Source organism: Amycolatopsis sp. lyj-90 (assembly GCF_046549035.1).
Lineage (GTDB): Bacteria > Actinomycetota > Actinomycetes > Mycobacteriales > Pseudonocardiaceae > Amycolatopsis.
In genome coordinates this window covers 309565-332769 of record NZ_JAJPWP010000006.1, presented here as the reverse complement: position 1 = coordinate 332769, position 23205 = coordinate 309565, and the positions used below count along the sequence as shown (strand labels likewise).

Below are 23205 nucleotides of genomic sequence, written 5' to 3'. Positions count from 1 at the left end.
CCAGGCGAAGTTGTCGGCCCGGTAGGCAAGAATGCACCTCGTGCCCCGTCTTGGCTCCGGAATCCCGATCGTCGCCCGCACTCAGGAGATGCGGCAGCTCCGCGCCGCCTTCGCCCGTGCAGAACGGGCAGAGGCGGGCGCGGTGCTGCTCTCCGGAGACGCCGGCGTCGGCAAAACCCGTCTCCTGACCGCGCTCGGCGAGTACGCCGCCGGCGCGGGCGCTCTGGTGCTCACCGGGCGCTGTATCGACGTCCATGAGGGCGGTCTTCCTTATCTTCCGTTCGCCGAGGCCCTGGCGCCGCTGGCGACGACGTCCGACCCCGCGGTCACCGCCGCGGTCCGTGCCCGGCCGGCGCTGGGCAGGCTGCTCCCGCAGATGCAGCAGGCGGAGGACTTCCCCGCCATCGAAGACGGTCAGCTCACCGCGAGCGAACGGGTGTCGACGCAACGGCTCCGGCCCGAACAGGACCTCGGCCAGCTCCAGCTGTTCGACGCGGTACTGGGGGTGCTGACCGTCATCGCGCAGCGCCGGCCGGTGGTGATCCTGCTGGAGGACCTGCACTGGGCCGACGGCTCCACCCGGAACCTGCTGTCCTTCCTGATGACGAGGCTGCGCACCCAGCGGTTGCTGGTGGTGGCGAGCTATCGCGAGGAGGACGTCCACCGGCGGCATCCGCTGCGGGGGCTGCTGTCCGAGGTGGTGCGGCTGGGCGCGGTCGAGCGCGTCGAGGTCAAGCCGTTCGGCGCCGAGGACGCGCGCGCGTTCGTCGAGGCACTGGCCGACGAGCCGATCGGCCAGGACATGATCGCCGACATCGTCTCCCGGTCCGAGGGCAATCCGTTCTTCGTCGAAGAACTGCTCGCCTCCGCGAAGGACTGCCGTGACCTCCCCGCCGGGCTGGCCGAAGTGCTCCTCGCCCGGGTGGAACAGCTTTCCCAGATCACCCGCCGGGTGCTGCGCGTGGTCTCGGTCGCCAAGGACTCCGTGGCGCACGCCGCGCTCGCCGAGATCTCCGGGCTGGACGAGCTCGAACTCGACGAGGCACTGCGCGAGGCGGTGCAGCATCACGTACTCGTGATCGAGAACGGCTTCTACACCTTCCGCCACGCGTTGCTGCAGGAAGCGGTGTACGGCGACCTCCTGCCGGGGGAGCGGGTGCGCATGCACGCGGCCTACGCGTCGCGGATCCGCACCAGGACGCAGGGCCGGGGCCAGGACGCGCGGCTCGCGCACCACAGCCTGGAGAGCAAGGACTTCGTCGGCGCGCTGGCCGCGTTGCTGCGCGCGATAGTCGAGGCCGAGAAGCTGGGCGCACCCGGTTCCGCGCTCCGTCACGTCGAGCAGGCACTCTCCATCTGGGACGCCGTCCCGGAGCAGGACCGCCCGGCGGACATCGACGAGCTCAACCTGCTCCACGAGGCCTCGTACTTCGCGAGCACGTCCGGTGAACCGGAACGCGCCGTCGCGTATTCGCGCTCCGCGACAGAGGCGCTTACGCCGGAGACGGATCCCGAGCGGTCCGCCAAGGTCTGGCGGCGGCACGCGGAGGCGCTGCTTTCGGTCGACGGCACGCTCGACGAGGTCGTCGCGGCGATCGACAAGGCCTGGAGCCTGGTCGAACACACCGATGCCAGCGCCGCGCGGGCCTGGGTGCTCGCCACCAGGGCGGGGATCCTGCGGCTGATGGACAGGTTCGACGAGGCGCTGCAGTGCGCGCTGGCCGCGGTCGCCGACGCCAGGGCCATCGGTGCCGGCGGGGCGGAAGCGGCCGCGCTGGTCTCGCTCGGCACGCTGGCCGATTCGGCGGGAGACGTCGAGGAGGCGCGAGAGCGGCTGCGCCAGGCCGAGCGGAAGGCGAGGGATTCCGGCGCGCTCAACGGCGAACTGCGGGCGCTGCACTTCCTCGGGCTGAGCTACGACGACAGGGCGGAGATCCCCTCCGCGCTGAAGTACTACGCCAAGGGCATTCAGCGGGCCAAGGAAACCGGGCTGACCTGGAGTTCGTTCGGGATCGAGCTGCGGACCAAGCACCTCACGCTGCGCTATATCAGCGGGGACTGGCCGGAAGACGACGACGCCGGCCGCGCGGGCCGCGGCGTTTCGAGCGTCGTCGCCGGACGGTTCCTGGGGATCTGGGCGCAGTTCGTCGTCGGCCGCGGCCGGTTCGAGGACGCGGACAAGATCCTGCCCGGTCTGCACCGGCACTGGAGCGCGGACTACTCGATAGCGCTCGCGTCGGCGGACGCCGCCATCCAGCTCGCGACCTGGCGTGGGGACAACGCGGGTGCGGTGCGGCAGGCGCACGAGCTGATCGACTGGCTCGAAGAGGTCGAACCCGCGGTGCTCGGCGGGATCCGGATCGCCGTGCTCGGCCTCGCGGCCGCCGTCGCGCAGGCCGCCGAAGCCCGGGTCCGCGGGGATCAGGCGACCGTGGACACCGCGGTGGAGTCGGGCGAGAAGATGCTCGCCCACGGACGCCGGTGCGCCGAACACGGCATCCCGCGTTCGGTGTCGCTCGGCCCGGAGGCGCTGGCATGGCTCGCCCGGCTCGAGGCGCTGGGCAGTTGTCTGCGCGGCGCGGGAGACCCGGCGTTGTGGGCGAAGGCGGTCGAGGCGTTCGGCTACGGCGCGGTGTACGAGCAGGCCATGTGCCGTCTGCAGCACGCGAAGTCCCTGCTGGCGTCCGACGGTGACACCGCGCTCGCCGCGTCGGAGCTGCTGGCCGCGCACGCGGTGGCCGACAAGCTGGGCGCCTGCCCGCTGCGCGAAGCCGTCCAGGACCTGAGTCACCGGGCGCGCGTCGAGCTTCCCGGGGCGCCCGCGGCCCCGCGCCGTGACGTCGTCGATCCCCTTACCGACCGGGAGCGGGACGTACTGGAGCGGGTCGCGCTCGGCCGGACCAACCGCCAGGTCGGCGAGGAGCTGTACATCAGCGAGAAGACGGTGAGCGTCCACCTCTCGCGCGTGATGGCGAAACTCGGCGCGAGCCGCCGGGCCGAGGCCGTCGCGATCGCCTACGACCGGGGCCTGCTGGCCGCCCCGACGACGTCCTCCTGACCCGCGTTTCGTCCTCTAGTTGCGGTCCTTGCGCGTGCAAGTACCGCAACCAGAGGACGAATTGCGTAGGGATCAGCGGCGCGGGAGGCGGCGAAGCGCCTTGAGGCTCGTGCTCAGGACCCGCGCCCACAGCTTCGGCGGGATTCCGCGACCGGGGCGCAGCGGCATCCCGCGCTGCACCGCGATCGCCTGGGCCTCGGTGTACTTGAGCAGGCCTTCGGCGCCGTTGCGCCGTCCGACGCCGGACTCCTTCATCCCGCCCATCGGCAGTCCCACGGTCCCGAAGGTCGCCGCGAAGCCTTCGTTGACGTTGACGGTCCCGGCCTTCAGCCGCGCCGCGACCTCCCAGCCCGCCCGGCCGTTGCGCGACCACACGCTCGCGTTCAGCCCGAACCGCGTGTCGTTGGCGCGCTCGATCGCCTCGGTGACGTCGGTGTAGCCGTAGATCGACACGACCGGCCCGAAGGTCTCTTCGGCGAACAGCTTGACGTCCTCGGTGACGTCGGTCAGGACGGTCGGCTCGTAGAACAGCGGGCCGAGGTCCGGCCGGGCCTTGCCGCCGGTGAGCACCGTCGCGCCCTTGGAGCGGGCGTCCTCGACGTGCGCCGACACCGTCGCCAGCTGGTCTTCCGAGGTCAGCGACCCCATCTGCGCCTGGTAGTCGAGCGCGCCACCGAGCCGCACCGCGGCGGTCTTCGCGACGAAGGCCCGCGTGAACTCCTCGCGGATGGACTCGTGGACGTAGATCCGCTCGACCGAAACGCACAGCTGGCCCGCGGAGGAGAAGCACGCGGTCACCGCGCCCGTGGCGGTCTTGGCGATGTCCGCGTCGGGCAGCACGATCATCGGGTTCTTGCCGCCGAGCTCCAGCGAATAGCTCGTCAGCCGTTCCGCCACCTTCGCGGCGAGGCCCTTGCCCGTCGGCGTGGAGCCGGTGAAGCACAGGTAGTCCGACTCTTCGACCAGCGCGTCGCCGATCCGCGAGCCGCGGCCGAGCACGATCTGCCAGACGCCGGCGGGCAGCCCGGCCTCCTCGGCGATTTCCTGCAGCCACAGCGCCGAGAGCGCGGTCTGGTTGTCCGGCTTCTGCACGACGGCGTTGCCGGCCGCGAGCGCGGGCAGGACGTCCATCGCGGTGAGGGCGAGGGGGTAGTTCCACGGCGAGATGATCCCGACGACGCCCTTGGGGTGCCGGATCTCGCCGACCTTCGTCAACACCGGGATCAGCCCGGCGGCGCGGCGCGGCGAAAGGAACTTCGCGCTGTGCTTGCCGTAGTAGGCGGCCACGAGCGCGGTGGCGCTGACCTCGTCGAAGGCGTCCATCCTGGCCTTGCCCGCCTCGATCTGCACGAGGTCGAGCGCCTCTTCCTGGCGCTTCAGGACCAGGTCGTGCAGGCGGATCAGGATGCGCTGGCGGTCTTCGACCGGCCGCTCGGCCCACGAGCGCTGCGCTTCCCGCGCCTGGTCGAACACGGCGCGGACGTCGGCGTCGGTGGCCTGGGGGAGGGTCGCGATCGGCTGCCCGGTGAACGGGGCGCGCATCTGGACCGGTGCGGAGTCCTTACCGCCCACGACCCGCTGCACGAGCCGTTCCGCCCTGGCCGCGGCCGGGGCCCCGGAAACGCCGCCGATGGTGGCCGGACCTTCGGTGTGGTGGCCCGCGCTCGCCGGTGTCGTGCTCGTCATGCCGTCTCCGTTCCATGCCGCGTGGAGCCGGGAGCGCCACGCAGAGCCCAGGTGTTACCGACGAGTACAGCATACTGCCGGTATGGAGACTGTCCAGCTGACGTGAATAAGTTTCACATATTGCCGGGCTGGGGCGGGTTGTCGGGAGACGGGCGCAGGATGTCCTGCTGCTGCAACGCGGAGCCCGAAGGCGGTGTCGGGGGCGACGGAGGCTCGTAAGCCTGCTGCGGCGGCGGTTGCTGCGGATACTGCTGCGGCGGGACTCCGGGCGCGTAAGGCGCGTAGCCGACCGGATAAGGGGATTGACGGGGTGACGCGGGTTCACGGCGGTTGGCCACGACCGCCAGCCCGATGGTGAGCAACGCCACGAGCCCGCCCGCGAGCAGGATCCAGAATCCGCTCCCGGTGCCATAGCGCGAGACGAAGCGGCCGGTGTCCTGCCCGAAACTCAAGCTCGCCGAGATGTCCATGCCGAACATCCAGACGCCGATCGCGGTCCCGGCCCCGCCGGCGATCAGCAGTGTTCTCGCCGTCGTCGCGCCGGGCGAACCCGAATTCCGGCGGTACGACGCGAAGCCCACCGCGGCCCCGGCGAACAGCGTCAGCGCGGCGGCCGACAGCGGGATGCCGTACCGGGCGACATGGGTCTTGTCGTAGAACTCCTTCTCCTCGGCCGACGGCTCGATGTCGAAGGTCCGCGTCCAGCCGGTCTCGGCGAATTTCGACACCGTCTTGCCGTCGGAGAGCTGTTCGTACGTCGACTGCGGCAGAAAGGTCCCGATCAGCACCAGAAGACCGGCGAAAACCCCCATCATCGCGGCGAACAACCGGGGGAGCCGCACGTCGGACGGTGGTCGTGGCGCGGCGGCGGGAGCTTGGACGGGCTGCGTTGCGCTGAACGGGCCAGTCGGTTGGTACGGCTGCTGCTGCGGCGCGCTCATGGTCGGCTCCTCCGCCGGTTCTGTTGTCCAGCAAGGAATTCCACCACGGATCGGGCTGCGAGATAAGTGTCACCTGTGCTCTGGTCAAGCCTGTTCGCGCGTGCTACGCGGGAAGCTTGGACCAGGCGACGTTCGCCATTTCCCTGGCGATGTCGCACGCTTTTGGCGCCTGTACGGCGAGAAGAGCGTGCTCGACCTGGTTCCGGTTCGCGTCCGGGCCGCCGATGTGGCCGGTCAGCACCGTGCAGCCGCCACTGACCTCCTGGACGAAGGAGCGGTGCCCGCCCAGCGTCTCCTCGGGAGCGCTCGCCGTGGCCTTCGGACTCGGGCCGAGGCCGAATTCCAGCCGGGCGAACCGTTCCGCGTTCTGTTCGCCCCAAAGACACTGGTGCCGTGACAGATCGCCCTTCCCGGAGACCGCGCCGCCCAGTCGCGCGGAGACCTCGCTGTCGGACAACAAGGCGGAGCAGGCGTCCAGCCGGGCCAGCGACCGGGCCCGGTAGTCGAGATGTGCCGGCTGCTTGCCCGCCGCGAGCGATCGGGCGACGCTTTCCTCGATTTTCGTCACCAGGGTGAGCAAGTCCGGCCCGGCGGCCGCTTCGAAGAACGTGCCGATACGCAGGGACGAATCGTCGGCGAAGATCAGATGGAGCAGAGGCTGGCCCTGGAGGTCCGAGCGGACCATCCGCAGTCCGCGGGGGAGTGACGGTTCGCCGACCGGGGTGGCGCCGGAGAGGCGCTCCCGAGCCCGGTCGTTCGGGAACCCGAAGCTGATCAGGGCGGCTGACCCGGCGATCTCGGTCCGGAACGAGCACGTGCCCATGCTGAGCGTCGGTTCGGCGAGCAGCGGAGACGTCTTCTCGATCTCGGGGAAGTCGAGGATGTCGCAGAAGTTCACGGTCGTGGGGTCGCCGAGTGCTTCGAGCAGCGTCAAAGGCCCCGCGGGCGGAGCGGGTGGTGGCTCGGCCGCGCACCCGGCGAGTACGAGCGCCGCGGCGGCCAGCGCCGCCATCGTTTTGAGAGCCCCCATGGCCGGAGCCTACTGGGCCGCGTCCTCGTACAACATCACCGCGACGCGCTTCCATTCGTCGAGCAGTTGCCGCCGTCGCTTCGGATCGCCACCGAGTTCGGCGTCCAGCGCCAGGCCGCGGGTGAGGTTCACGGTCAGCCAGAACAGGATCTCCGCGCGTTCCTTCGGCAGGTCCCCGGCGACCGCGGTGATGTGCTCCAGCGTCGAGCGGCCCAAGGCCCGGTCGACCGGGCGGATCGCCTCGCGGAGTTCGGGATCGGTCCGCGCCGCGACCCACAGTTCCGTGGCGGCCGTGGACAGCGTGCCCGAATAGCCCTCCCACAGCAGGTCGATCGCCGCCGCGACGCCCGAGGCGCCACCGGGGAGCGTCGAGAGCGACGCCGCTAGCCGTCCGCGCAGCTTCTCCGTCAGATGCTCGACGGCGGCCGCCATCAGCTCGGCCTTCGCGGAGAAGTGGTGCTGCACGGCGCCCTTCGAGACCCCGGCGCGGGCGCAGATCTCCTGGACCGAGGTGCGCGCGTACCCGAGGTCGACCAGGCAGTCGATGGTCGCGTCGAGCAGGGCGGTGCGGGTCTGCTCCCGCCGTTCGGCCTGCGTCCGGTGGGTCCTGCCCAGTGCGGTCATCGAACCGGTACCCCCTTTACGTGCAGCTCGGTACGGATGTACATTCCGCTTGGAACTTACATCCTAAGCGTCATGTTTTCCAGGTCCTGATCAGGAGGCGTTGGCCGTGCCCTTGCAGATCCAGAAGAGTTCGTGGAGCACGACGGAGCTCGAAGACCTCCGGGACCTCGCCCGGACGTTCTGCCAGAAGGAACTCGTGCCGAACCAGGAACGCTGGGCGGCCGAGAAGAAGGTCGACCGCGAGCTGTGGACGAAGGCGGGCGAGGTCGGCCTGCTGGCACTGTCCATCCCGGAGGAGTACGGCGGTGGCGGCGGTACGTTCGCCCACGAGGCCGTGCTCTACGAAGAGCAGGCCCGGTCCGGCGACAGCGCCTGGGGCGTCACCGTCCACAATGGAATCGTCGCGCACTACATCCTCGAGTACGCGGGCGAAGAGCAGAAGAAGGCGTGGCTGCCGAAGTTCGCCTCCGGCGAGATGGTCGGCGCGGTCGCGATGACCGAACCCGGCACGGGTTCGGATCTGCAGAGCATCAAGACCCGCGCGGTGCGCGACGGCGACCACTACGTGATCAACGGCGCGAAGACCTTCATCACCAACGGTTTCCACGCCGACCTCGTGGTCGTCGCGGTGAAGACCGACCCGGACGCGGGCGCGCAGGGTGTCTCGCTGATCGCCGTCGAGACCGACACGCCGGGCTTCAGCCGCGGCCGCGTCCTCGACAAGATCGGGCTCAAGGGGCAGGACACCGCGGAACTGTCCTTCGACGACGTCCGGGTGCCCGCCGCCAACCTCCTCGGTGGACAGGAAGGCCTCGGCTTCATCCAGCTGATGCAGCAGCTTCCGCAGGAACGGCTGATCATCGCCGTCACCGCGGTGGCCGGGATGGAGGCCGCGATCGACCAGACCATCGCCTACACCAAGGACCGCCAGGCGTTCGGCCGCCCGATCTACAACTTCCAGAACACGAAGTTCAAGCTCGCCGAGGCCGCCACCGAGGCCGCCGTGTCCCGCGCGTACCTCGACCAGTGCATCGAGCGGCACCTGCGCAAGGAACTCGACGTGCAGGGCGCGGCGATGGCGAAACTGTGGACCACCGAACGGGTCAACAAGGTCGTCGACGACTGCCTGCAGCTCTTCGGCGGCTACGGCTACATGTCCGAGTACCCGATCGCGCGCGCGTGGGCCGACATCCGGATCTCCCGGATCTTCGGTGGCACCAGCGAGATCATGAAGGAAATCATCTCCCGTACTCTCTGAAAACGTTGCCGTACAAGGAAAGGACGTGGCGATGAAGGCTGGGCCGCTGAGCGGGCTCAAGGTCGTCGAACTGGCCGGGCTCGCCCCGGCGCCGTTCGCCTGCACCATCCTCGCCGATCTCGGCGCGGAGGTGGTCCGGATCGACCGGGCGACCCCGGGCAACGACGTCATCGGCTTCCCGAACGATCCGCTCGCCCGGGGCAGGCGGTCGATCGGGATCAACACCAAGACCCCCGAGGGGGTCGAGCTGGTGCTGAAACTCGCCGACGACGCCGACGTGCTCATCGAGGGTTTCCGTCCCGGTGTCGCCGAGCGGATGGGCATCGGGCCGGAGCAGGTCCACGCCCGCAACCCGCGGCTGGTCTACGGCCGGATGACCGGCTACGGCCAGGACGGCCCGCTGGCGACCGTCGCCGGGCACGACATCAACTACATCGGCATCTCCGGCGCGCTCGAACCGATCGGGCACGCCGGGCAGCGGCCGGTGGTGCCGCTCAACCTCGTCGGTGACTTCGGCGGCGGTGGGCTCCTGCTCGCGATGGGCGTGCTGGCGGCGTTGTTCGAACGCCAGACCTCCGGCAAGGGCCAGGTGGTCGACGCGTCCATGGTGGACGGCGCCGCGTTGCTGACGACCAGCCTGCACGGGCTGCTGGACTCCGGGCTCTGGCCCGGCGGGCGCGGCGAGAACATGCTCGACGGCGGCGCGCCGTTCTACGACACCTACGAGACCGCCGACGGCAAGTACGTCGCCATCGGCGCGATCGAGATGCGGTTCTGGGGCGACCTGGTGAAGGTGCTCGGCCTCGATCCCGAGGAGACGCCGGTCCACGTCGACAAGAACGAGTGGCCCAAGCTGCGCAAGATCGTCGCCGAGGCGGTCGCGAAGCACACTCGCGACGAACTGGTCGCGAAAGCCGAAGGCACCGACGCGTGCTTGACGGCGGTGCTTTCGCCCCGTGAAGCACCGTCGCATCCGCACAACGTCGCCCGCGGGACGTTCGTCGACGTCGGCGGCATGATGCAGCCCGCGCCCGCGCCGAGGTTCGACCGCACGCCGTCCGCGACGCCGGAACCGCCGCGGCCCAAGGGCGGCGACACCGCCGACGTCCTCGCGGAACTCGGTGTGGACGCCGACGGGATCGAGCGGCTCAAGGCCGCGGGCACGATCGTCTAGCCGCGTTCCGGGTCGGGGCCCAGGTCCGATCGCACCATCGAATAGAGGATGTGGTCGCGCCAGGCCCCGTCCCGGAACCCGTAGCCGCGCAGCACGCCTTCCTTGGTGAAGCCCGCCTTCGTCAGGGAACGCTGCTCCGCGACGTTACCCGCCTCCGTCGACGCCTCGACGCGGTTCATCTGCGTGTGCGCGAAGAGGTAGCGGACCAGCAACCGCTGGGCCTCGGTCCCGTGCCCGTGGCCGCGCGCCTCGGGGATGAGCACCAGCCCGGCGTTCCAGCAGAACGACGTCGACCCGCTCCTGGTCTTGTGCCAGGAGACGAAGCCGAGCCGCTGCCCGGCGAGCTCGATCATCAGCATCCCGTTGTCCGCCGCGAGCATGCCGGTCTCGGTCCAGCGGCGGCGCAGGAAGTGCGGGTCGTGCCAGCCATGCCATTCGAACGAGCCCGCGGCCTGGGGATCGTTCGTCAGGCTCTCGAGCATCGGCAGGTCGGCTTCGGATACCGGTCTGAGTGCGACTCCGGTTTCGGTCATCTGACAGAGACTAGGAGAGACTAGGACCGTGGGGTGCCGAAATCGCCGTGACGCCCCGCGCCGTCACTGAACCGGCTCGCGCCCTTCACCGCCTCTTCGGCGAGCCCGCCGCCGATCAGCGCGTTCGAGAACTCGGCGCGCATCGCCTCTTCTTCGGTGAGCCCGTACTGGCCGTACGCGGATTTGCGATCCGCGCGCAGACAGGCTTGCGGGAACGCGGCCAGCTCACGCGCGAGTGCTTGCGCGGCCGAAAGCGCCTCGCCGTCGGGGACGACCCGGTTCGCCAGCCCGATCGCGAGCGCCTCGTCCGCCTCGACCGGGCGGCCGGTGAGGATCAGGTCCATCGCCCGCGAGTGCCCGATCAGCCGGGGGAGCCGCACCGTGCCCCCGTCGATCAGCGGAACACCCCAGCGGCGGCAGAAGACCCCGAAGACGGCCGTGCTGTCGGCGACCCTCAGATCGCACCACAGCGCCAGCTCCAGGCCACCCGCGACGGCGTGCCCGCGGACCGCGGCGATCACCGGCTTCGACAGCGTCATCCGCGACGGCCCCATCGGCCCGTCACCCACCGGGCCGAGCGAGTTGGTGCGATCGGTGCCGACGGCCTTCAGGTCGGCTCCGGCGCAGAACGCGTCACCCGAACCGGTGAGGACGGCGACCGCGGCCTCCTCGTCGGCGTCGAACGCCCGGAACGCTTCCGCCAGCGCGGCCGCGGTCGGCCCGTCCACCGCGTTGCGGGCCTCGGGCCGGTTCAGCGTGACCGTCGTCACCGGTCCTTCCCGGTGGACGAGAACGTTTTCGCTCATCATTCGCTCCTCGGGGGAAACCGGGTGGGCATCAAGGCCCGAATCTCCTTAAAGTGGTGACAAAGTCCGCAGTGCGCGCGGAGTCATCGTCTGGACACTACGGTGTGATGGGATGGAGCCATGTCGCCCGGCTTGAAGAAATTCGTTGTGATCGCCGTTGTCGCGCTCGTGCTCTTCTTTCTGATCAGCAGGCCGACCCAATCCGCCGACGCCGTCCACACCGCGCTCGGCTGGCTCCGGTCCGGTGCCGAAGCCATCGTGACGTTCGTCCGGAGCCTCTTCTCCTGACCCCGTCGTGACCTCACCGGTGTCCCTGGCGACGCCGGTGATCACCGTGCGCGTCCACCAGCCGTTATCACTCAGAGTCACCCGTCCCGCATTTCGGTCGGGCGACTCGACCATCCGGGTGGATTGCCCCCGAAAACCCGCTGGTCGACGAATTCGTGCCCCGGAAGCTCTGGCGGAAAAGACCTCCGCGCCCCTACGGTGCTCACATTGCGTGATCGGTTGGTCCTCCAGGCGCCGGAGCCGGCCTCCTGGGCGAAGGGTTTCCGCAGGTGCAAGCCCCAGGGCAGCGGAACTTTCAGCCGGGCAAGTAAGTCAGGACTTGTCAGTCGGGGAATCATGAGGAGGCAGGGATGACCGGAGATCCCGGAGTCGATGCGTTGATCCGGCAGTGGGCCGCCGAGCGTGAGCAGACCCCCGAGGAGCAGGAGACCGACCGGATCGCGTCCGCGTGGCTCGCCGACGCTCCCCGTCAAGCTCCCGGTATCCCCGGCCAGCGTCAGCAGTCCGGCCAGGCGCGCTGGGCGCCGGTCGAGGCCGCGGACCCCGGCTACGTCGACGCGATGCGCAGCCGTCTTCCCGAGGTCCCGAGGGACCTGCTCGTCGCGGCCGCCGGCTGGTGGCAGATGGTCGGCGGCGTCGCCGAGGCCGAAGCCTGGTGGGACGCCGGCATCAGCCCGCTCGACCAGCGTGCGCTGGACTACCGCGCGGCCGGGCTCGCCCCGTCCGACCTGAGCCGCCGTCTCGGCCCGATGACCGTCTTGCAGCACCTTCGCCGCGGCAGCGCCCCGGCCTGGTGCGTGGCACGGCTGGCGAGGCAGCAGAAGTCCGCCTGATGAGAACTTCTCGCACGCGCGGGTGAACCGGCGTGGCAGGGGCGATCTCGGCAACCGCGTAACGCTAACCTGCGCGGGCTCGTTGTTCGAGCATCGGTCGTGATCGCCGCCCACGCTGGAGGACTCGCTTCGTGCGCACCACCCCGGAAAACGACGAGCTCGTCGCCGACCCGGCCAAGCCCGCTCCGCCACGCCGCGGGGTGGGCGCCGCCGTCTTCGGCAGGCTGGTCATCGTGCTGGCCGTACTGGGTCTCGCCGGGGGTGGGATCTGGCTGGTGACCAAGGCGTCCGCCCCGGTCGCGAGCCCGACGACGATGGAGATCCCCGCCCTTCAGGTCAAGGCGGCGGACGTCAAACCGGGCACGGTCGTGCCGGTCAACGCCACCCCCGCCGGCGGCGCGGCCCAGCAGACCTCGCCGCAGCAGGTACAGCCGAAACCGGGCAAGGATCCCCTGGCGGCCTGGACCGAGCGGGCCGCGCAGGCCACCGGCATCCCGGCCAGGGCGCTGCTCGCCTACGGCAACGCCGAACTGGCGATGCGCCAGATGCAGCCGAACTGCAAGATCTCGTGGGCCACCCTCGCGGGCATCGGCCGGATCGAGTCGAACCACGGCCAGTACGGCGGCGCCGTCCTCGGCCAGGACGGACGGCCCTCGAAGCCGATCATCGGCGTCCCGCTCGACGGCTCGCCCGGCGTCAAGGCGATCGGCGACACCGACGGCGGCCAGTTCGACGGCGACGCGGCCGTCGACCGCGCGGTCGGCCCGATGCAGTTCATCCCCAGCACCTGGCGCCGGTACGCCGCCGACGGCAACCGCGACGGTGTCGGCGACCCGCAGCAGATCGACGACGCGACGCTGGCGGCGGCGCGCTACCTGTGCGTGAACAACCGGGACATGTCGGCCGCCTCGGGGTGGTGGCAGGGGATCCTGTCGTACAACAACTCGACCGAGTACGCGCAGAAGGTCTTCGGGCTGGCGGACGACTACGCGAAGGCCGTCCAGACCGCTAAGTGACGCTCGGCTGTTTCGCCCTCTCTCGTGCTATGAAAGGCCCGTTACTTGCAAAATTTGCAAGTAACGGGCCTTTCATAGCGTCGGCGGAGGGGGTCGTGGGTGACCGGGACCAAGGTCCCGACCGGCCCGGTCGCCGAACTTTCGCCGCGCGCCCAGTGCTAGCGTCGATGCGTGCCCGCCTCGTCCGTCGCCCTGCGCCGTCTCGGCATCGCCGGTGTCTGCCTGGTGAGCCTGGCGCTGTGCTGCGGGCTCGCCTGGTGGCAGTGGGAGCGGTTCTCCTCGGCCAGCGGGACGTTCCAGAACCTCGGCTACGTCCTGCAGTGGCCGCTGTTCGGGCTGTTCCCCGCGTTCATGTTCTGGCGGATCCGCAAACTCCGCCGCCAAGCCGCGGAGGCCGACACTCCGGAGCAGACGGCCGAGGCCGTCGTCCCCGAGGTGCCCGCGCCCCGGCGGAGGCCCGCCCCGGCGCCCGCTCCCGAAGACGACGAGCTCGCCGCGTACAACAAGTATTTGCGCGAACTCAACGCCCGCGACAAGTAGTTCCCAGAGAGGTTCGAGACGCTATGACCACCCGAACTGACGACGCCGCCCCGGCCCGCTCGGTCTCGCTGGGCGGGCCGCTGATCCGGTTCCGCTTCGCGGCGTACGCCACCGGTGTGGCCCTGCTCGGGCTGGTCGTCGAGATGCTGCTGCAGTACGTCTTCAGCGTGGAACTGCCCCAGTTCGTGAAGATGATCCCCATGGTCCACGGCGGGCTTTACCTGATCTACCTGCTGCTCGCGGTCGATCTCGCGATCAAGGCCCGCTGGTCGATGAAGGGCACTCTCCTCGTGCTGATCGCCGGCTGCATCCCGTTCTTCTCCTTCGTGATGGAACGCAAGGTCACGCACAAGGTCCAGGCAGGTGTGAAGCTCTAAGCCCGGCGCCGGAAGGTCAGCGCCACCACGAAGGACAAAGCCGTCACCACGGCGGCGGTGGCGAACGCCGCGGTCATTCCGTCGACCGTGGTTTCCGCCGGGCTCCCGGACGGGGTCCGCGTCACCGCGCCGAACACGGTGATCAGGATTGCGAGCCCCAAGGTCGCCCCGACCTGCTGCAACGTCTGCAGGACGCCGCCCGCCGCACCCGCGTCTTCGGTGGGCACGGTCGCCATGATGATCACGCTGAGCGGGGAGAACGCCAGCCCCGCGCCGACACCCATCAGCAGCATCGGGCCGAGCAGGTGGGAGAAGTACCCGCTGTCGGTGGTGAGGGTGGTCAGCCAGACGACGCCGCCGGTCATCAGCGCCGTCCCGGTCAGCGCCAGCGGTTTCGGCCGAACCGGGGGAGCAGCCTCGGGATCAGCCTGCTGAGCCCGAACATGCACACCGCCATCGGCAGGAAGGCGAAGCCGGTCTCCAGCGCGGCGAAACCCGCGACGTCCTGCAGGAACTGGGTCAGGAAGAAGAACATCGACATCATGGCCATCGGCCCGAGGAAGAAGTTGACGTAGGCCGCGGCCCGGTTGCGTTCCGCGAACAACCGCAGCGGGATGAGCGGCTGGCTCACCCTGGTTTCGATCGTGAGGAACGCGGCCAGCAGGGCCAGTCCGGCCGCGAGGCTGCCGAGGGTGACGGTGTCGCCCCAGCCGTCCGACGCGGCGTGGGTGAACGCGAACACGAGCGAGCCGACGCCGAACGTGCCGGTGAACGCGCCGGGAAGGTCCAGGCGTGCCCGTCGCCTAGGGGGATCGGCGACGTATCGCGAGGTCAGCAGGACGATCGCGAGCCCGAACGGGACGTTGATGTACAGCGCCGCCCGCCACGAGATCCATTCGGTCAGCAGCCCGCCGAGCAGCAGGCCGATCGCGAAACCGCCGCTGGACATCGCCGAGAACAGCGCCAGCGCGCGCACCCTGGCCTTGGCCTCGGTGAACGTGCTGGTGATCAGCGCCAAGGTGCTCGGCCCGGCCATCGCGGCGCCGACACCCTGGGCGATCCGGGCCGCGATCAGCATCTCCGCCGAGCCGGCGAGGCCGCCGAGCAGGGAGGCGGCGGTGAACACGGCCGCGCCGGCGACGAACATCCGGCGTCGGCCGAACAGGTCGCCCGCGCGCCCGCCGAGCAGCAGCAAGCCGCCGAAGACGAGGCTGTACGCCGTCATCACCCAGGACAGGCCGGTGTCGGTGAAACCGAGGTCGGTCTGGATCCGGGGGAGCGCGACGTTCATCACCGTCGCGTCGAGGATGAGCATGAGCTGGCAGGTCAGCACGATCGGCAGGACCAGCCGGTGTGGGGGCGGTGGGGCCCCGGCCGTCTCAGGCCTAGGCTCGATACGCAGGGTTCGCTCGGTCAAGGAATACTCCAAAGACGTAACGAGATGAAGCGGAGAGACTCTCCACTTGAGGTCGTGAGCGATGATATGGAGAGACTCTCCGCTTACGCAAGTGGATTCAGAGAATGTCTCCGTTTTCGTCGCCCGAGGAGGTGCAGATGGTCACGGCCGATCCGGACCGGCCCATGCGCGCGGACGCCCGGCGCAACTACGAGCGCATCGTGGCCGTGGCGAAGGAGGCGTTCACCGCCGACGGCGTGGACGTGCCCGCCGACGACATCGCCAAACGCGCCGGTGTCGGCGCGGGCACGTTGTACCGGCACTTCCCGACGCGCGACAAACTGGTCGAGGCCGTCTACCGCGACGAGATCGACGGGCTGGCGCAGCAGGCCTACGACCTGCTCGAAGAGCTGCCGCCGGGGAAGGCGCTCGAGACGTGGCTGGCCACGCACGTCGTCTACGTGGTCGAGAAGCACGGGCTGGCGATGACGTTGAAGGCGTCCGTCGACGCGGGCTCCGAGGTCTTCGCCTGGTGTCAGTCACGGCTGCGGGGGGCGTCCGACACGATCGTGAAGGCCGCTCAGGACGAGGGCGTGATCCGGCCCGACGTCCGAGGCGTCGACATCCTGCGGCTCGGCCACGGGGTCGGTTCGGCCGCGAGCAAGGCGTCACCGGAGGACACTCAGCGGTTGCTCGCGATCGTGCTGGACGGCCTGCGGACCTCTCCCGGCGTGCTATGAAAGGCCCGTTACTTGCAAAATTTGCAAGTAACGGGCCTTTCATAGCGTTGGTGAGGCAAGGAGATCAGGAGCCGATCCCGGTGAGGGACCGCACCTCCATCTCGGCGTGCTTGACCGGATCGGCCTTCGACCGGCCGACGAACGTGCCCACGATCCCGCACAGGAACGAGAACGGGATCGACACCAGACCCGGGTTCTTCAGCGGGAACCAGTGGAAGTCGACGCTCTTGATGATCGAGTCCGCCGCCCCGGACATCACCGGCGAGAAGAACACGAGCACCAGGCTCGCGATCAGCCCGCCGTAGATGCCCCACAGCGTTCCGGTGGTGTTGAACCGCTTCCAGAACAGCGAGAACAGCAGCGTCGAGAGGTTCGCCGACGCCGCGACCGCGAACGCCAGCGCCACCAGGAACGCGATGTTCTGCCCGTTCGCCAGGATGCCGCCCACGATCGCGAGCGCCCCGACGGCGACCGCGGTCAGCCGGGCGACCCGGACCTCCGCGGCCGGTTCCGCGTCGCCGCGTTTGAAGATGTTGGCGTAGACGTCGTGGGCGAAGGAGGCCGACGCGGTGATCGTCAGCCCGGCGACGACCGCGAGGATGGTCGCGAAGGCCACCGCCGAGACGATGCCGAGCAGGACGGTGCCGCCGATGTTCAGCGCGAGCAGCGGCGCCGCCGAGTTCTCCCCACCGGGCGCGTTCTTGATCGCCTCCGGGCCGACCAGCGCCGCGGCGCCGAAGCCGATGACCAGCGTGCAGAGGTAGAACACGGACATGCACGCGGTCGCCCACACCACCGAGCGCCGCGCCTCGCGCGAGTTCGGCACCGTGTAGAAGCGCATCAGCACGTGCGGGAGCGCGGCGGCGCCGAGGACCAGCGCGAGCGCCAGCGAGACGAAGTCGAGTTTCGTGACCTCGCTCTTGCCGTACGAGCCGCCCGGCTCCAGCAGTTCGTCGCCGAGCGGGCTCCGGTCGGCGGCGGCCGAGAGCAGGTTCGAGAAGCTGAAACCGAACTTGCCGAACAGGAACACGGTGATCAGCGCACCGGTCAGCAGCAGGATGGTCGCCTTGATGATCTGCACCCACGTGGTGCCCTTCATCCCGCCGACCAGCACGTACAGCACCATGACGACGCCGACGACGCCGATCACCAGTGCCTGGCCGATGCCGCCGTGGATGTCCAGCAGCAACGCCACCAGCCCGCCGGCGCCCGCCATCTGCGCGAGCATGTAGAAGAAGGAGATCACCAGCGTCGACGTCGCGGCCGCGGCGCGGACCGGGCGCTGCTTCATCCGGAAGCTCAGCACGTCGCCCATGGTGAAGCGGCCGGTGTTGCGCAGCAGTTCCGCGATCAGCAGCAGGTCGACCATCCAGGCGACGAGGAACCCGATCGAGTACAGGAAGCCGTCGTAGCCGTGGATCGCGATCGCCCCGGCGATACCCAGGAACGACGCCGCCGAGAGGAAGTCACCCGAAAGCGCGATGCCGTTCTGCCGCCCGGTGAAGGCGCTGCCCGCCGCGTAGTAGTCCGAAGTGGACGAGTTGCGCGTGCTGACGCGGTACACCACGTACAGGGTGATCGCGACGAACAGCGCGAACACCGCGATGTTCAGGACCGGGTCGTTGTCGGGGATGCTCATCGTTCCTCCGCCCCGACCGAGGCCCGCAGCTGTTCGACCTTGGGGTCGAGCCGCTTGTCGGCGAACTTCAGGTAGCCGATCGTGATCAGGATCGTGCTGGCGAACTGGCCGAGCCCGAGCAGCATGCCGACGTTGACCTCGCCCCACACCTTCCGGCTCATGAAGTCGTGCGCGTAGGCCGCCAGCAGCACGAACGTCATGTACCAGGTGAAGAACAGCAGGCTCATCGGGAACACGAACCGCCGGAAGGTCTTGCGGAGCGCGACGAACTCCTTGCCGTGCTGGATCCGGTCGAAGTCGGGGCCGGTGCTGCGCGGCGGCGGGGGAGCGGGCTGCTGGCGCTCGCGGACGAACAGCGCGGGCATCTGCCCGGTGTCCTCGAGGGCGTTGCTCGCCGCGAACGGGCGCGCGACGTCGGGCATGGGGTTCCTCCGGGGGCTTGCTGGCATCCGGGCGCGGTGCGGAGCGCACATACTAACTTCGGCTTCCGGCGCTCTGAATAGGCGACCCCGCTTCCGGATGCGTGCGCCCCGGTATTCGTTTTCCCCTCGGAATAGTTGTCCCGGGAATTCGTTTCGGCCGGAATGAACCGGCTTTATCACTCGTAATAGTGAGGCGGATTGTCACGCGCGGTCGTCGCCCGAACGGCCCACTGCGGCAAACGGGGAAGACGGCCACGCTGTGTCCCTCGTTTTGGTGACAGATCGTAGTTTCGCTTCCGGCGCGAAGCGGGCTTCGATACTGTGCCCGCCATCGCGGATCGGGGAAGATCCCCTGGTTCGACGATCATCCTGAAAGAAATCACCATGTCGGGCGACAAGGAATCGGCCGGATCGGCAAGGCCACAACATCGGGCAAACATTTGGGCTTGACCCACCCGATGGGGGCACGGAAAGTAGTTCGACCGGGCGACGTGGCTACCCAGCGTAGGCTGATCGGGTGACCCGGGCCCCTGATGCACCGGCGCAACCTGTAACCGGAATTCCCTCGTTTGTGACACGGAGACGGATTTCGGGCCTTGTACATCGTTCGAATACGCACTTTTCCCAGGTCAGCACCCGTGTGCTGAACAGAATTGACGGCACCCGGATTGGTGTACGATTCTTTGGCCCGGCTGACCCGCAGTGATCGATTGGCAAAGAAAAGTTGATCTCGACGACCGTGCACTTCGCAGGTTGCGACCTGCACGTGCAGGTGCAAGACCTCCCGAAGCGGACCGGTGTTCCTGGGGACACCCGGATCGCCGGACGGGGTCCCTCCTGTCGCGATCGATCACGTGGGCAGGCCGGGGCCGAGTTCTCCGCAGGCGGACACCTCGCGGGAACGGACGCCTCAGACCGTGCCAGGACGCCGGACAGGGAGTCACCTACGTGACCGTTGCAGGAGAAGGCCAAGTGCCTGTCGGGGAGCTGCTGGGACGCACTCCCCGGCCATCGCGGTGGGCCACCGGCTGGCGCGCACTCGTGCGCTGGCGGGACTGGAGCCTGCCGGTGAAGCTGTCGGCCGTGACGCTGGTGCCGATCCTCATCGCGCTCGCGCTGGGCATCGCCACCATCGCGGGCCAGGTCGGCCGTTCCGACGGCTACCAGCGTCTCGACCGTCTCGTCGCGTTGAGCGGGCAGATCCGCGCCCTCACCGACGGACTTGGCCGCGAGCGCACCCAGTCCGCCGCGGGGCTGACCGCGGGCACCGTCGGCGGGACCCTCGAGCTCGGCTCCGCCCGAGCCGACGTCGACACCGCCATTCCTCTTTACGTGGCCGCCGCGTCCAGGGCCGTCGAGAACGAGCCGTCCCTCCGCCAGGCGCGGGACGCCGCCGCGGCCCAGCTGGAGAGGCTGGCCGACATCCGTCAGCGGGCCTCCGCCGGACAGCTCGACCCCGTGCAGGCCATCGGCGAGTACACCGACGTCACCACCGCGCTGCTCGCCCTCGACACCGCGTTGACCGCGGGCGCCAGCGAAGACGTCCTCGGCGGCACCCCCGCCGCGGTGCACGACCTCGCCGTGATGAAGGAACAGCTGTCGCTGAGCCAAGCGCTGGTCTCCTTCGGCATCGCCCGGTCGGGTCTCGCGCCGAGCGAACTCGACCAGCTGCGCACCGCCGAACTACGGCTCGCCGACCGCTTCACCGACTTCCGCGCCGCCGCTTCGGAACAGCAGCGCCAGGAGTTCGGCGCCGCCGTCACCGACGACGCGATGGAGACCCGCGACAGGCTCGCGAAGACCGCCCTCGGCGACCAGGGCGCCCCCACCTCCCAGGCCTTCCGCACGCTGTCCGCACAGGGCTGGAACGACGCTTCGAACGCGGTGATCACCAAGACCGGTGAGGTCGCGAACAAGTTCGGCGCCGAGGCGAGTGCGGTGTCGGCCGAACTGGTCGACGACGCCAGCAGCGGCGCGGGCCTGCTCGCCGTCCTGTTGTTCGGCGCGATGGTGCTCGCCGTCGCCGTCGTCTTCCTCATCACCCGTCAGCTGTTGCGCTCGCTGAAGATGCTGCGCGCCAGCGCCCTCGACGTGGCCGAGAAACAGCTGCCCGACGCGGTCCGCAACATCCAGGAAGGCCGCTCGCAGGGCACCGACGTGCAGCCGGTGCCGGTCGGCGGCGACGACGAGATCGGCGAGGTCGCCAGGGCCTTCGACAAGGTGCACCACCAGGCGTTGCGCCTGGCCACCGAGCAGGCCTCGATGCGCACCGGGTACAGCAACGTGTTCGTCAACCTCTCCCGCCGCAGCCAGAGCCTCGTGCAGCGGCAGCTGCAGCTGATCGAGCGGCTGGAGCGCGACGAAGAGGACGCGGACCAGCTGGCCACGCTGTTCCAGCTGGACCACCTCGCCACCCGCATGCGCCGCAACAACGAGAACCTGATGGTGCTCTCCGGCGCCGAGCCGGGCAGGCGGTCCGGTCAGCCGGTCTCCGCCACCGACGTGGTGCGCGCGGCGGTCTCCGAGATCGAGCAGTACCAGCGGGTCACCGTGCAGAACCCGCCGCCGGTCCGGCTGGTCGGGTACGCGGCCAACGACCTGATGCGCCTGATCGCCGAACTGCTGGACAACGCCACCGCGTTCTCCGCGCCGGAAACCCAGGTGACCATCGCGACCAGGCTCGTCGAAGACGGCTCGTTCGGCATCGACATCCTCGACAAGGGCATCGGGATGAACGAGGCCGAGGTCGCCGAGGCCAACGCCCGGCTCACCGAGGCCCCCAACGTCGACCTCGCCACCTCGCGCCGGATGGGCCTGTTCGTGGTCGGACGGCTGGCCAGCAGGCACCGCATCGCCGTCTCGCTCCACGGCGGCAAGGACATCGTGGGCGTGCGCGCCACCGTGTCGGTCCCGGCGGATCTCGTGATGGTGCCGTCCGGCGACCCCGGTCCCGCGACCGGCCCGATCACCCAGCGCCTCGCGCCAGTGCCGCCGCAGCAGCCGGGCGGCCTGCCCCGCCGCCAGCGTCCCGCGAACGGGTCACGGCCGGGAATGCCGAGCGTGCCCTCGCAGGGCGGCGAGCGGTGGCCGTCCGCGAACGATCTGGCCGGTCACACCAAGTCCGGGGTGAACGGGCACACCCACACCCAGGACCCGCGGCCGCCGTCGGATCTCGAGATCTCGGGAACGGCGCTGTTCAGCCCGATCCCCAGGGACGAGACGACGACCCCGCCCGCGCCGCGGCCCCGCGCGCCGGAACCGGAGCCCGCCCCCGAGCCCGAGCCGGTCGCGAAGGAGACAGAGGAGCCCGCCGAACCCGCCGAACCGACATCGGTGTCGCTCGAAGGCGAACTGCCCAGCGGCAAGGAACTGTTCGAGGCCAAGAACAGCACCACGCTGAGCGAGTGGTGGAACCAGGCGGCCACGCCGCCCCCGGCCGTCGCCACGCCGCCCACCGCGTCGGAGACGACGCCGATCTTCGACGAGATGCTCTCGGCGTGGTTCCGTTCGCCCGCCCCCGCTCCGGAAAAGCCCGCGGCCGAACCCGCGGCCAAGAAGGAGAAGCCGGGGAAGAAGGAGCCCGAAGAGCAGAAGACGGCCGAGCCCGCCGCCGAAGCCGGTCCGACCGCCGAGCAGGAGGCCCGCAACTGGGACTTCGCCAGCGACAAGGCTTTCCGCACGGTCCAGGAGGTCTCGCAGACCGCGCCGTCGACGTTCACCCAGGCCGGGCTGCCGCGCCGCCGCAAGGGCGAGCAGCTCCTTCCGGGCAGCGCGACGTCGTCGGTCCCGCCCGCCGAGCCCGCCACCGGTGTGGAGCTGCCGGTCCGCGATCCGGTGAACGTGCGCGGCAGGCTCAGCAGCTTCCAGCAGGGCGTCAAACGAGGTCGCAAGGAGGCGGCGGACAAGGCCGCTCCCGCCACCACGCAGCTCCCCGCCACCCAGCCGGAAGTGACGCCGGAGCCGCCGGCGGCACCCGAGCCCGCGAAGGCGGCGCCGGAGACGGCCGCGCGCCCGGCGACCTCGCCCGCCGCGCTCCCGAGCCGGAAGCCCGAGAAGAAACCGCAGGCAGCACCGCCGGAACCGGAACCGGTCAGCGCCGTCGAGAAGACCGACGCGTGGAACTTCGGCTCCGACGAGGGCTGGAAAGCGGCCCAAGCGGTGTCCCAGTCCGTGCCTTCGAAGATGACTTCGGCAGGATTACCCCGGCGTCGTCGCGGGGAGCAACTGCTTCCGGGCAGCGCGGGACCGCCCGCCGGGGCGGTCACCCCCCGACCACAGCGAGACGCGCACGACGTGCGCGGTCGCCTGAGCAGTTTCCAGCAGGGCATCCAGCGCGGACGGCACCACACAGCCCAGGCGACCGAAGCCAACCACGAAACCCTGGAGGGTGAATGACCTCGCCGAACCCGGCCCAGCCCCAGCAGAACCAGTTCGGGTGGCTGGTGAACGATTTCGCCGAGCGGGTACCCGGAGTGGCGCACGCCGTGGTCGTGTCGGCGGACGGCCTCCTGCTCACCGCGTCGAGCCGTCTCCCGCTGGACCGGGCCGACCAGCTGGCCGCTGTCGCGTCCGGCCTGGTGAGCCTGACCCAGGGTGCCGCGAGGTGCTTCGAGGCGGGCGCGGTCAACGAGACCGTCGTCGAGATGGAGCTCGGCATCATGGTGCTGATGTCCATCAGCGACGGTTCCTGCCTGGCCATCCTCGCCGCCCCGAACTGCGACATCGGGCAGGTCGCCTACGAGATGACGATGCTCGTCGACCGCGTCGGCCAGATCCTCACGCCGGAACTTCGCGCACAATTGCAGGGCGCCGGTGGGTCGCTGATCGGCGAACCGGTGGGATGA

21 protein-coding genes are annotated in these 23205 nt (G+C 69.8%); 11 read left to right on the top strand and 10 right to left on the bottom strand.

From position 1 onward, the window contains the following. Positions 1 to 31 precede the first annotated feature (31 nt). A complete protein-coding gene (locus tag ACLJPX_RS24810) occupies positions 32 to 3058 on the top strand; it encodes a helix-turn-helix transcriptional regulator (protein ID WP_410602180.1) in 3027 nt (1008 codons plus the stop codon). Between the two features lie 72 nt (positions 3059 to 3130). Here ACLJPX_RS24810 and ACLJPX_RS24805 read toward each other — a convergent pair whose 3' ends face one another. The 4 genes from ACLJPX_RS24805 to ACLJPX_RS24790 form a co-directional block, all read right to left on the bottom strand. Then, the gene (locus ACLJPX_RS24805; RefSeq protein WP_410602179.1) at positions 3131 to 4744 is read right to left on the bottom strand and encodes a succinic semialdehyde dehydrogenase; all 1614 of its coding nucleotides are present in this window, start codon (positions 4742 to 4744) and stop codon (positions 3131 to 3133) included. Positions 4745 to 4857: 113 nt separating this feature from the next. After that, positions 4858 to 5685, bottom strand: coding sequence for a hypothetical protein (locus ACLJPX_RS24800; RefSeq protein WP_410602178.1), 828 nt, complete (start codon positions 5683 to 5685; stop codon positions 4858 to 4860). Positions 5686 to 5788: 103 nt separating this feature from the next. Further along, a complete protein-coding gene (locus ACLJPX_RS24795; protein ID WP_410602177.1) occupies positions 5789 to 6715 on the bottom strand; it encodes a hypothetical protein in 927 nt (308 codons plus the stop codon). A 9-nt stretch (positions 6716 to 6724) separates the two neighbouring features. Continuing rightward, positions 6725 to 7339 (bottom strand): TetR/AcrR family transcriptional regulator, encoded by a 615-nt coding sequence (locus ACLJPX_RS24790; RefSeq protein WP_410602176.1) that lies wholly within the window; start codon positions 7337 to 7339, stop codon positions 6725 to 6727. Between the two features lie 106 nt (positions 7340 to 7445). On the opposite strand from ACLJPX_RS24790, the gene ACLJPX_RS24785 reads away from it, so the two are divergent. Both ACLJPX_RS24785 and ACLJPX_RS24780 read left to right on the top strand, forming a co-directional pair. Continuing rightward, positions 7446 to 8597, top strand: a complete 1152-nt coding sequence (locus tag ACLJPX_RS24785; protein WP_101606482.1) for an acyl-CoA dehydrogenase family protein — start codon at positions 7446 to 7448, stop codon at positions 8595 to 8597. 31 nt (positions 8598 to 8628) lie between these two features. After that, a complete protein-coding gene (locus tag ACLJPX_RS24780) occupies positions 8629 to 9771 on the top strand; it encodes a CaiB/BaiF CoA transferase family protein (RefSeq protein WP_410602581.1) in 1143 nt (380 codons plus the stop codon). Here ACLJPX_RS24780 and ACLJPX_RS24775 read toward each other — a convergent pair. Further along, positions 9768 to 10304: a GNAT family N-acetyltransferase gene (locus ACLJPX_RS24775; protein WP_410602175.1), complete on the bottom strand. Its 537-nt coding sequence runs from the start codon at positions 10302 to 10304 to the stop codon at positions 9768 to 9770. The genes ACLJPX_RS24780 and ACLJPX_RS24775 overlap by 4 nt on opposite strands. 20 nt (positions 10305 to 10324) lie before the next feature. Further along, on the bottom strand, positions 10325 to 11110 hold the full coding sequence (locus ACLJPX_RS24770; protein ID WP_410602174.1) for a crotonase/enoyl-CoA hydratase family protein: 786 nt from the start codon (positions 11108 to 11110) through the stop codon (positions 10325 to 10327). Positions 11111 to 11242: 132 nt separating this feature from the next. Here ACLJPX_RS24770 and ACLJPX_RS24765 point away from each other — a divergent pair, with 132 nt between their 5' ends. From ACLJPX_RS24765 to ACLJPX_RS24745, 5 genes are all read left to right on the top strand, one after another. Beyond that, on the top strand, positions 11243 to 11398 hold the full coding sequence (locus tag ACLJPX_RS24765; RefSeq protein WP_162182762.1) for a hypothetical protein: 156 nt from the start codon (positions 11243 to 11245) through the stop codon (positions 11396 to 11398). A 350-nt stretch (positions 11399 to 11748) separates the two neighbouring features. Beyond that, complete coding sequence (locus ACLJPX_RS24760) at positions 11749 to 12231, top strand: transcriptional regulator (RefSeq protein ID WP_101606484.1); 483 nt, start codon at positions 11749 to 11751, stop codon at positions 12229 to 12231. Between the two features lie 131 nt (positions 12232 to 12362). Beyond that, positions 12363 to 13247, top strand: coding sequence for a lytic transglycosylase domain-containing protein (locus ACLJPX_RS24755; RefSeq protein WP_101606485.1), 885 nt, complete (start codon positions 12363 to 12365; stop codon positions 13245 to 13247). Between the two features lie 171 nt (positions 13248 to 13418). Then, positions 13419 to 13787 carry a hypothetical protein gene (locus ACLJPX_RS24750; protein WP_410602173.1) on the top strand — a complete coding sequence of 123 codons (369 nt, stop codon included), beginning with the start codon at positions 13419 to 13421 and terminating at the stop codon, positions 13785 to 13787. A gap of 23 nt (positions 13788 to 13810) precedes the next feature. After that, entirely contained in the window at positions 13811 to 14164 is a 354-nt protein-coding gene (locus ACLJPX_RS24745; RefSeq protein ID WP_410602172.1) for a DUF3817 domain-containing protein, read from the top strand. Here the strand turns inward: ACLJPX_RS24745 and ACLJPX_RS24740 are convergent. Together ACLJPX_RS24740 and ACLJPX_RS24735 are read right to left on the bottom strand one after the other, a co-directional pair. Then, entirely contained in the window at positions 14161 to 14529 is a 369-nt protein-coding gene (locus ACLJPX_RS24740) for a hypothetical protein (protein ID WP_410602171.1), read from the bottom strand. The two genes, ACLJPX_RS24745 and ACLJPX_RS24740, sit on opposite strands and share 4 nt — an antisense overlap. Before the next feature lie 14 nt (positions 14530 to 14543). Next, entirely contained in the window at positions 14544 to 15581 is a 1038-nt protein-coding gene (locus tag ACLJPX_RS24735) for an MFS transporter (RefSeq protein ID WP_410602170.1), read from the bottom strand. A 137-nt stretch (positions 15582 to 15718) separates the two neighbouring features. On the opposite strand from ACLJPX_RS24735, the gene ACLJPX_RS24730 reads away from it, so the two are divergent. Continuing rightward, on the top strand, positions 15719 to 16300 hold the full coding sequence (locus tag ACLJPX_RS24730; protein WP_101613048.1) for a TetR/AcrR family transcriptional regulator: 582 nt from the start codon (positions 15719 to 15721) through the stop codon (positions 16298 to 16300). Between the two features lie 64 nt (positions 16301 to 16364). Here ACLJPX_RS24730 and ACLJPX_RS24725 read toward each other — a convergent pair whose 3' ends face one another. Both ACLJPX_RS24725 and ACLJPX_RS24720 read right to left on the bottom strand, forming a co-directional pair. Next, a complete protein-coding gene (locus ACLJPX_RS24725) occupies positions 16365 to 17939 on the bottom strand; it encodes a cation acetate symporter (RefSeq protein ID WP_410602169.1) in 1575 nt (524 codons plus the stop codon). After that, complete coding sequence (locus ACLJPX_RS24720; protein WP_410602168.1) at positions 17936 to 18361, bottom strand: DUF485 domain-containing protein; 426 nt, start codon at positions 18359 to 18361, stop codon at positions 17936 to 17938. Before ACLJPX_RS24720 ends, ACLJPX_RS24725 begins: the two co-directional genes overlap by 4 nt. Positions 18362 to 19333: 972 nt before the next feature. Here ACLJPX_RS24720 and ACLJPX_RS24715 point away from each other — a divergent pair. Next, entirely contained in the window at positions 19334 to 22756 is a 3423-nt protein-coding gene (locus tag ACLJPX_RS24715) for a nitrate- and nitrite sensing domain-containing protein (protein ID WP_410602167.1), read from the top strand. After that, positions 22753 to 23205, top strand: coding sequence for a roadblock/LC7 domain-containing protein (locus ACLJPX_RS24710; RefSeq protein WP_005166055.1), 453 nt, complete (start codon positions 22753 to 22755; stop codon positions 23203 to 23205). The genes ACLJPX_RS24715 and ACLJPX_RS24710 overlap by 4 nt, the downstream gene beginning before the upstream one ends.